Annotated in this window: 11 protein-coding genes; 1 reads left to right on the top strand and 10 read right to left on the bottom strand. The window is 71.9% G+C overall.

The genetic code is table 11. From position 1 onward, the window contains the following. On the top strand, positions 1 to 294 hold a 294-nt coding region (locus tag AOK24_RS02240), incomplete at its 5' end, for an HpcH/HpaI aldolase/citrate lyase family protein (protein ID WP_159051770.1). Between the two features lie 67 nt (positions 295 to 361). Here the strand turns inward: AOK24_RS02240 and lgt are convergent. From lgt to AOK24_RS02195, 10 genes are all read right to left on the bottom strand, one after another. Next, on the bottom strand, positions 362 to 1,327 hold the full coding sequence (gene lgt / locus AOK24_RS02235) for a prolipoprotein diacylglyceryl transferase (protein WP_055718344.1): 966 nt from the start codon (positions 1,325 to 1,327) through the stop codon (positions 362 to 364). A gap of 145 nt (positions 1,328 to 1,472) precedes the next feature. Next, entirely contained in the window at positions 1,473 to 2,246 is a 774-nt protein-coding gene (locus tag AOK24_RS02230) for a DsbA family protein (RefSeq protein WP_055718343.1), read from the bottom strand. A gap of 127 nt (positions 2,247 to 2,373) precedes the next feature. Further along, positions 2,374 to 3,192 (bottom strand): tryptophan synthase subunit alpha, encoded by an 819-nt coding sequence (trpA, locus tag AOK24_RS02225; RefSeq protein WP_055718342.1) that lies wholly within the window; start codon positions 3,190 to 3,192, stop codon positions 2,374 to 2,376. Continuing rightward, positions 3,189 to 4,430: a tryptophan synthase subunit beta gene (gene trpB, locus AOK24_RS02220; protein WP_055718341.1), complete on the bottom strand. Its 1,242-nt coding sequence runs from the start codon at positions 4,428 to 4,430 to the stop codon at positions 3,189 to 3,191. The genes trpA and trpB overlap by 4 nt, the downstream gene beginning before the upstream one ends. Positions 4,431 to 4,490: 60 nt before the next feature. Continuing rightward, the gene (trpM, locus tag AOK24_RS45315; RefSeq protein ID WP_079056638.1) at positions 4,491 to 4,688 is read right to left on the bottom strand and encodes a tryptophan biosynthesis modulator TrpM; all 198 of its coding nucleotides are present in this window, start codon (positions 4,686 to 4,688) and stop codon (positions 4,491 to 4,493) included. A 21-nt stretch (positions 4,689 to 4,709) separates the two neighbouring features. After that, entirely contained in the window at positions 4,710 to 5,519 is an 810-nt protein-coding gene (gene trpC / locus AOK24_RS02215; RefSeq protein WP_055718340.1) for an indole-3-glycerol phosphate synthase TrpC, read from the bottom strand. Positions 5,520 to 5,635: 116 nt separating this feature from the next. Further along, positions 5,636 to 6,082, bottom strand: coding sequence for a DUF2752 domain-containing protein (locus tag AOK24_RS02210; protein WP_055718339.1), 447 nt, complete (start codon positions 6,080 to 6,082; stop codon positions 5,636 to 5,638). A gap of 110 nt (positions 6,083 to 6,192) precedes the next feature. Further along, positions 6,193 to 6,444 (bottom strand): HGxxPAAW family protein, encoded by a 252-nt coding sequence (locus AOK24_RS02205; RefSeq protein ID WP_055718338.1) that lies wholly within the window; start codon positions 6,442 to 6,444, stop codon positions 6,193 to 6,195. Positions 6,445 to 6,594: 150 nt separating this feature from the next. Further along, positions 6,595 to 7,242: a TIGR02234 family membrane protein gene (locus tag AOK24_RS02200; protein WP_079056637.1), complete on the bottom strand. Its 648-nt coding sequence runs from the start codon at positions 7,240 to 7,242 to the stop codon at positions 6,595 to 6,597. 70 nt (positions 7,243 to 7,312) lie between these two features. Beyond that, the coding region (locus tag AOK24_RS02195) for an anthranilate synthase component I (protein WP_055718337.1) at positions 7,313 to 8,755 on the bottom strand (1,443 nt) is incomplete at its 5' end.

Here is an 8,755-nt window from a genome sequence, read left to right as displayed (position 1 = left end):
CTCCCGCCCCCGCCCCAGTCGGTCCACACCAACACCCGCGATCTCACCGCCCTGGCCGCCACCAGCGCGGCGGGCCGAGCCCTGGGCTTCCTGGGCAGAGCGGCCATCCACCCCCGCCAGCTCCCGGTCATCGAACGGGCCTACCTTCCCACGCGGGAGGAGATCGAGAAGGCGGAGTCGGTCGTCAAAGCGGCGGCGACGACCGAGGGCGCCCAAGCCCTCCCGGACGGCACCTTCATCGACAAGGCGATCCTGGAAGCGGCCCACAGGACTCTGTCCCTGACCGACGCCTGAGCCCTCTCTTGGCTAAGACGAAGGGCGTCCAGGGAAACCCCGGACGCCCTCACCGTCGTGGAACCGGCTAGCTCTTCTTGCTCGCCGACTCGCTCCCGGCGTCGGCCTTCTCATCGCCGTCGGCCTTGCCGGTCTTGTCGCCGTCGGCCTCGGCGTCCTCCGCCTTCTCCGCCGCCTCCCCGGAAGCCTTGGCCTCCGCCTCGGCCTTCTCCTCCAGCGCCCCCGGCTCGACGATCTCTTCGCGGCCGGGCTTCTTCTTCGCGGAGATCACCAGGTACGCCACCGCCAGCAGGAAGACCAGCAGCGCGGTCCAGTTGTTGAGGCGCAGCCCCAGGACGTGGTGCGCGTCGTCGACGCGGAGGTACTCGGTCCAGAACCGCCCGACACAGTACGCGGCGACGTAGAGGGCGAACGCCCGCCCGTGCCCGAGCGTGAACCGCCGGTCGGCCCAGATGACGAGGAAGGCGACGCCGACGCACCAGAGGGACTCGTACAGGAACGTCGGGTGGTAGTACCCGGGGACACGGCCGTCGGCGGAGGACGTGATGTGCAGGGCCCAGGGAAGGTCGGTGGCCTTGCCGTACAGCTCCTGGTTGAACCAGTTGCCCCAGCGCCCGATCGCCTGCGCGAGCGCGATACCCGGCGCCACCGCGTCCGCGTACGCCGGCATGGGGATCCCCCGCCGCCGGCACCCGATCCACGCACCGACCGCCCCGAGCGCGATGGCCCCCCAGATCCCGAGGCCGCCCTCCCAGACCTTGAAGGCGTCGACCCAGTCCCGGCCCTCGCTGAAGTACAGCTCGTAGTCGGTGATGACGTGGTACAGCCGCCCCCCGACGAGCCCGAACGGCACCGCCCAGACGGCGATGTCGGCGATGGTCCCGGCCCGGCCGCCCCGAGCGACCCACCGCTTGTTGCCGAGCCAGACCGCGACGAAGACGCCGACGATGATGCAGAACGCGTAGCCGCGCAGCGGAATGGGTCCGAGGTGGATGACCCCGCGCGACGGGCTGGGAATGTAGGCAAGTTCCATGGCAGGGTCGACGCTACCCTGCCGGACCGGACCGACGACGGGCGGCCCGGCAACGGCTGCATAACGGGCGGGTCAAACACGGGGGAACACCTGTCGATCCCCTGTCGACCGGCCCCGCGCCGGAACCGTCCGCCCGAAACCCCCCTCACCCCTTGTCGGCCTCCTCCACCATCTGCTTCAGCTTCGCCGGCGTCATCGACTGGTCCTGGTAGATGTTCTTCCCGTTGAACAGCACGGTCGGCGTCCCCCCGAACCCTCCGCTGCTGAACGCGGCGGCGGACTTCTTCACCCACGCGTTGTGCGTCCCCTTCTCCACGCATGCCCGGAAGGCGGGCGTGTCGAGCCCGTCGACCTTCCCGGCCAGCTCGATCAGCTTCGCCTCCTTCGCGTACGCGTCGTCGGTCTCCTGCGGCTGGCTGTCGTACAGCACGTCGTGGTACGCGGGGAACTTCCCGACGTCCTGCGCGCAGGCCGCCGCGTTGGCCGCCTTCCGGGACCCGCTGCCGCGCAGGTTCCCGTCGATGAGGGTGGCCAGGTGGTACTCGACCTTGAGCTTCCCCGCGCCGGTCAGCTCATGGATCACCGAGCGGTACGCCGTCTCGAAGGACTTGCAGGCCGGGCACCGGAAGTCCTCCCACACGGTCAGCGTGGAGCTGGCGCTCTCCTTGCCGACGGGGATGGCCAGCGCGTCCTTGCCGTTGGCCCCGGACGGCGCGACGACCGGACCCGCGCTGTCCCCGCCGTCCTTGCCCGCGTTCGCCGCGACGACCCCGATACCGGCCGCGACCCCCAGCACGGCGACGACGCTCGCCCCGACGATCAGCACCTTGCGCCGCTTGTCGGCGGCCTTCTGCTTCTCACGCTCGACCGCCAGCCGCTCCCGCGCCGACAGCTTTCCCACTCGATTCTTCTCGCTCACACCCCGCAAACGAACGGGGGAGACGCAGTGCGCCTCCCCCGTCCCAGGACCACTCGATCGAGTGACCGATTCACCCGTTACGCCCGAACAGAAGCCGCAAACCCGGACTTACCGGGCGTTCCGAGCGCTACGCCGACCGGCGCACACCCTTCGCCAGGTCCGCCGCCAGCTCCCGCACGGCCTCGACCCCGGCCGCCGCGTCCGGCGCGTCCAGCATCCGCTTCACGAACGCCGACCCGACGATCACGCCGTCCGCGAAGGCGGCCACCTCGGCGGCCTGCGCCGCGTTGGACACCCCGAGCCCGACGCAGACCGGCAGGTCGTCGCGGGTCGCCCGGGTCCGCTCGACCAGGTCCTGCGCCTGCGCGCCGACCGACTCGCGCGTACCGGTCACGCCCATCAGCGAAGCGGCGTACACGAACCCGCTGCCGGCCGCCGTGATCTCCGCGAGGCGCGCGTCCTTGCTGCTCGGCGCGACCACGAAGACCGTTGCGAGCCCGTGCTTGGCCGCGTGCTCCCTCCACAGCCCGGCCTCCTGGACGGGCAGGTCAGGCAGGATGCAGCCCGCGCCACCGGCCTCGGCCAGCTCGGCGGTGAACCGCTCGACGCCGTAGCGGTCGATGGGGTTCCAGTACGTCATCACCAGCACCGGCTTGCCGGTCGCCTCGTACGCCTCACGGACCGTCCGCATGACGTCCGCGATCCGTACGCCCCCGCGCAGGGCGATGTCGTCGGCGGTCTGGATGACCGGACCGTCGAGCACCGGGTCGCTGTGCGGGAGCCCGACCTCGACGACGTCCGCTCCTCCGTCGAAGACGGCCTTGATCGCCTCGATGCCACCGTCCACGGTCGGGAAACCCGCCGGGAGGTAGGCGATGAGAGCGGACCGGTTCTCGGCCTTCGCGGCGGCGAGGGTGTCGCTCAACAGCTCGATGTTGCCGCTCACTTGGAGTCCCCCTCGGTGTCGTACAGGCCGAAGTAGCGGGCCGCCGTGTCCATGTCCTTGTCGCCGCGCCCGGACAGGTTGACGACGATCAGGCCGTCCTCGCCCAGCTCCCGGCCGACCTCCAGCGCACCCGCGAGGGCGTGCGCCGACTCGATCGCCGGGATGATCCCCTCGGTGCGCGACAGGAGGCGCAGGGCCTGCATCGCCGCGTCGTCGGTGACCGCGCGGTACTCGCCGCGACCGCTGTCCTTGAGGTACGCGTGCTCCGGGCCGATGCCGGGGTAGTCGAGCCCCGCCGAGATCGAGTACGGCTCGGTGATCTGCCCCTCGTCGTCCTGGAGGACGTACGACCGGGAGCCGTGCAGGATGCCGGGCTCCCCGGCCGTCAGGGTCGCCGCGTGCTCACCCGTCTCGACGCCGTGCCCCGCCGGTTCGCAGCCGATGAGGCGTACGTCAGCGTCCGGGACGAACGCGTGGAACAGGCCGATGGCGTTGGAGCCGCCGCCGACGCAGGCGATCGCCGCGTCCGGGAGGCGGCCCGCGCGCTCCAGGATCTGGCGGCGGGCCTCGACGCCGATCACGCGGTGGAAGTCGCGGACCATCGCCGGGAACGGGTGCGGGCCCGCGACCGTGCCGAACAGGTAGTGCGTGCGGTCGACGTTGGCGACCCAGTCGCGGAACGCCTCGTTGATCGCGTCCTTCAGCGTGCGGCTGCCGGACTTCACGGCGATGACCTCGGCGCCGAGCATGCGCATGCGCGCGACGTTCAGCGCCTGGCGCTGGGTGTCGATCTCGCCCATGTAGATCGTGCAGTCGAGGCCGAACAGCGCGCACGCGGTGGCCGTCGCGACGCCGTGCTGGCCCGCGCCGGTCTCCGCGATGACCCTGGTCTTGCCCATGCGCTTGGTGAGCAGGGCCTGACCGAGGACGTTGTTGATCTTGTGGGACCCGGTGTGGTTGAGGTCCTCGCGCTTGAGGAACATCCGGGCACCGCCCGCGTGCTCCGCGAAGCGCGGCACCTCGGTGAGGGAGCTGGGGCGGCCGGTGTAGTTGACCAGCAGATCGTCGAGTTCGCGGGCGAACTCCGGGTCGTGCTTGGCCTTGTCGTACTCGACGGCGACCTCGTCCACGGCGGCGACGAGCGCCTCCGGGATGAACTTGCCGCCGAAGTCGCCGAAGTAGCCCTCGGCGCTGGGGATCTGACCCTCGGGGTCGGGAATGAAGAACTCGCTGGACATGCGAAAACCTCACGGTGAGTCGGATGGGAGAAGCATCAATTCGCCGTGGGGTACGGGGACTTACGACACGCGGGCCCCCGCGCCCCTGAGACCGGGGCGCCGCTGCCATCGCATGCCGTTCACCTGACCGGGTTCGTCCCCGATGACGTACCGCACCCTCCGGCCGTGCACCTTGCGCGCGGGCGCGCGGCAGCCCCGGGGGCGGCAGCCGCGCGCGAGGCGCGCGTGCCGTTCCTGGGAGGCCGGAGTGGGAGTCATCGTCGTCAGCCTAACGGGTGATCACGCGCGCCCGTGCCGGATCGCCGGGTGCTCCCCCGCCGCGACCAGGTCCGCGACCGCCGTCTTCGGGTCCTTGCCGGTGACGAGGGACTCGCCGACGAGTACGGCGTCGGCGCCCGCGTTGGCGTAGGCGATCAGGTCGTGCGGGCCCCGGACGCCGGACTCGGCGATCTTGACGATGCCGTCGGGAATCTCGGGGGCGACGCGCTCGAACGTGGAGCGGTCCACCTCAAGGGTCTTGAGGTTGCGCGCGTTGACGCCGATGACCTTCGCGCCCGCGGCGACCGCGCGCTCGACCTCGTCCTCCCCGTGGACCTCGACGAGCGCGGTCAGGCCGATCGACTCGGCGCGCTCGACCAGGGACTCCAGGGCGGGCTGGTCGAGGGCGGCGACGATCAGCAGCGCGATGTCCGCGCCGTGCGCGCGCGCCTCCCACAGCTGGTACGACGTGACGATGAAGTCCTTGCGCAGGACGGGGATGTCCACGCGCGCGCGTACGGCGTCGAGGTCGGCCAGCGAGCCGCCGAAGCGGCGCTGTTCGGTGAGGACGGAGATCGCGGCGGCGCCGCCCGCCTCGTAGTCGGCGGCGAGGCCCGCCGGGTCGGCGATCGCGGCCAGCGCGCCCTTGGAGGGGCTGGAGCGCTTGACCTCGCAGATCACCTTGACGCCGTCGCCCTTGAGGGCCGCGACGCCGTCCTTGGCCGCCGGAGCCTTGGCCACGCGCTCCTTCAGCTCGTCGAGGCTGACGCGCGCCTGCCGCTCCGCGAGGTCGGCACGGACTCCGTCGATGATCTCGTCGAGCACACTCACGCGAGTGGCCCCCTTCCGGGTGGTGACTTTTCCTTGACAGCGATGGTATCCGCCGTACCGCACGAGCCCCGCATCAGGCCGACGCCGGTCCCACTACCTGGACATTCCCCCGTCGATCAAGGCCGAAGCCAGCCACCGACCGGCAGGTTCCGGACAACGGTGAAGACCAGCAGGAACGCGCCGATCGCCCACAGATGCGCGTTCCCGAGCACCACGCGCGCGGGGCGCCCCCGCGCCGCGCGGACCACCCAGACAGTCCACACGACGGCGAACCCCAGATAGGCGAGCACGGCGGCGGCATTGTCCTGGAGCGCGCCCAGGAAGTCCCCGTGCGCGAAGGCGTGCGCGCTGCGCAGCCCGCCGCAGCCGGGGCAGTACACGCCGGTCAGCTGGAACAGCGGGCAGACGGGGTAGTGCCCGGGCTCGTTGGGGTCGACGGTCGCGACGTATCCGAACGCCCCCACGACGGCCGCCATGATCCCCGCGGGGACGGCAAGACGCGCGAACACGCCGGAGGAAGGTTTCACCGGGCTCTCGGTGCTGTCGGTCGTCATGTCTCGCATTGTGCCCGCGGGGGCGGCGAAAGCACCCGCGCACGCGCGAGGGCGGCTCCAGCACACCGTCTCGGTGTCCGGGCCGCCCTCGGAAGTCTCGTGACTCGGGGGGAGTCGGGTCAGCTCTCGGCCTTGGCCGGGGTGCCGTAGGTGATGTGCTCGGGGAGGTCGCGGAAGCCCTTCGGCTGGCCGAGGCCCATGCCCTTCATGATCAGGCCGACGACACCGCCGAGGACCGAGATCACCATGCCGGCCCAGAAACCCAGCGGCTCCGCCATCACCATGAACGCGCCCGCGACGCAGAACCCGATGAAACAGATCGTGACACCGGTCCAAGCGGCCAAAGTGTGACCGTGGCTGCTGCCCGCCATGACTTGCTCCTCATGCTGTCCATGTGACGCCCAACCCGGACGCTCACCCACATTGTCCCGCACGCACCCGCGCGCGGGACGCCGGGGTGTCCCGCGCCCGCGCCCGATTCACCACAACGGGACCACGCGTGCGTACGGGCCCGGCGAACGCTACGCCGGATCCGCCCCCGTCGGGTCCTCGCCCCGGTCCAGCGCCTTCCACATGTCCTCGGGCCGGTCCGGGTCGGCCGGCTTGGCGGTACGGCGGGGCCGCGGCGTGCCGTCACGCTCGTACCGCCCCGACATCCCGGGCCACAGACGGCCGTAGCGCAGGGCGAGGAGCCCGGCGAGCAGGAGCAGGGCGCCACCGGCGGCGGCGACGTACGGCCAGGCCGTGTGGGAGAGCGCGGCGACCGTCGCGGACGTGTCACCGGACGCCTTCGCGGCCTGCTCGTCGAGCGCGGAGCTGTCGTCCGCGCCGGAGATGGCGGCGAACAGGATTCCGGCGCCGGAGAGCGCGAGAACGGCGGACACGGCGAGGCGGCCCGCCCGGCGGACGGCGAAGACGGCGACGAGCGCGGCGAGGCCCACTATCGCGAGCGCCGCGGGCACACCCGTGACGTCGCTGCCCTTCGCGGTGAGCCGGAAGGCGCCGCCCGCGACCGACGCGGTCCCCTCCGACCAGCGCTGCCGGGTGGCCAGCAACGCGACAGCCGCCCCCAGCGCCCCGCTGAGCAGGGCGAGGGCGAGGCTACGACGTCCGGAGCGGGCGGCTCCGGCTCCGGGGCGGGGTTGAGGCACAGCAGTCACGTACCCCACTATCGCCTGAACCCCGGGCGTTCCGTCACCCGGGGTTCATTTCCGGCGCGGAAGGGCTCTGCCGGGCGTGTCAGGCGCTCCCGCCGAGCCGGTTGGCCGTGTGGACCGCCCGCAACACGGCCGCCGCCTTGTTGCGGCACTCCTGGTCCTCGGCGACCGGGTCGGAGTCGGCGACGATGCCCGCGCCCGCCTGGACGTACGCGGTGCCGTCGCGCAGCAGCGCCGTGCGGATGGCGATCGCCGTGTCGGAGTCGCCCGCGAAGTCGAGGTAGCCGACACAGCCGCCGTACAGGCCGCGCCGGGACGGTTCGAGTTCGTCGATGATCTGCATCGCGCGGGGCTTCGGCGCGCCGGAGAGGGTGCCGGCGGGGAAGCAGGCCGTGAGGACGTCGAAGGCGGTACGGCCCGGCGCGACACGCCCGGTGACGGTCGACACGATGTGCATCACGTGGGAGTACCGCTCGACGGACATGAAGTCGACGACCTCCACGGAACCCGGCTCGCACACGCGCCCGAGGTCGTTGCGCCCGAGGTCGACCAGCATCAGGTGCTCGGCGCGCTCCTTGGGGTCGGCGAGCAGCTCGTCCGCGAGGGCCTGGTCCTCCTGCGGGGTAGCCCCCCGGTGCCGGGTCCCGGCGATGGGGTGGACCATCGCGCGCCCGTCCTCGACCTTGACGAGGGCCTCGGGGGACGAGCCGACGACATCGAACCCGTCGAACCGGAAGAGGTACATGTACGGCGACGGGTTGGTCGCCCGCAGCACCCGGTACACGTCGAGCGCGCTGGCCGTGCACGGCGTCTCGAACCGCTGCGAGGGCACGACCTGGAACGCCTCGCCCGCGCGGATGCGCTCCTTGATGTCCTCGACGGCGGCCATGAAGTCGGGCCCGCCCCACAGGGCGGTGTACTCGGGCAGTTCGGAGGGCGGCAGGACGGCGGGCGGCTGGGCGACCGGGCGCGAGAGGTCCGCCTCCATCGCGTCGAGCCGCGCGACCGCGTCCGCGTACGCCTCGTCGACGCCCGTGTCGAGGTCGTTGTGGTTGATCGCGTTGGCGATCAGCAGGACCGAGCCCTCCCAGTGGTCCATCACCGCGAGGTCGCTGGTGAGGAGCATGGTCAGCTCGGGGAGCCGGAGGTCGTCGCGCTCGCCGGGGCCGATCTTCTCCAGGCGGCGGACGATGTCGTAGCCGAGATAGCCGACCATGCCGCCGGTGAACGGCGGGAGGTCCTCCGCGTGGGGCGTGTGGAGCGTCTCGATGGTCGCCCTCAGGGCCGCGAGGGGGTCGCCGTCGACGGGGACGCCCACGGGCGGGGTGCCCAGCCAGTGCGCCTGGCCGTCGCGCGCGGTGAGGGTGGCGGCGCTGCGGACGCCCACGAAGGAGTAGCGAGACCACTGATACGCCGTTCGGCCGTTCTCCGCGGACTCCAGCAGGAACGTGCCGGGGCGCTCGGCGGCGAGCTTGCGGTAGAGCGCGACCGGCGTGTCGCCGTCGGCGAGGAGCTTGCGGGTGAC

The sequence above is a fragment of the Streptomyces niveiscabiei genome (genome assembly GCF_001419795.1).
Classification (GTDB): domain Bacteria; phylum Actinomycetota; class Actinomycetes; order Streptomycetales; family Streptomycetaceae; genus Streptomyces; species Streptomyces niveiscabiei.
This window is presented reverse-complemented; position numbering and strand designations above follow the sequence as displayed.

Excerpts from the sequence above, each read along its gene's own strand:
- AOK24_RS02210 (WP_055718339.1), bottom strand. The coding sequence starts at position 6,082 with ATGCGAGACATGACGACCGACAGCACCGAGAGCCCGGTGAAACCTTCC.
- trpM (WP_079056638.1), bottom strand. The coding sequence starts at position 4,688 with ATGACTCCCACTCCGGCCTCCCAGGAACGGCACGCGCGCCTCGCGCGC.
- AOK24_RS02205 (WP_055718338.1), bottom strand. The coding sequence starts at position 6,444 with ATGGCGGGCAGCAGCCACGGTCACACTTTGGCCGCTTGGACCGGTGTC.
- lgt (WP_055718344.1), bottom strand. The coding sequence starts at position 1,327 with ATGGAACTTGCCTACATTCCCAGCCCGTCGCGCGGGGTCATCCACCTC.
- trpB (WP_055718341.1), bottom strand. The coding sequence starts at position 4,430 with ATGTCCAGCGAGTTCTTCATTCCCGACCCCGAGGGTCAGATCCCCAGC.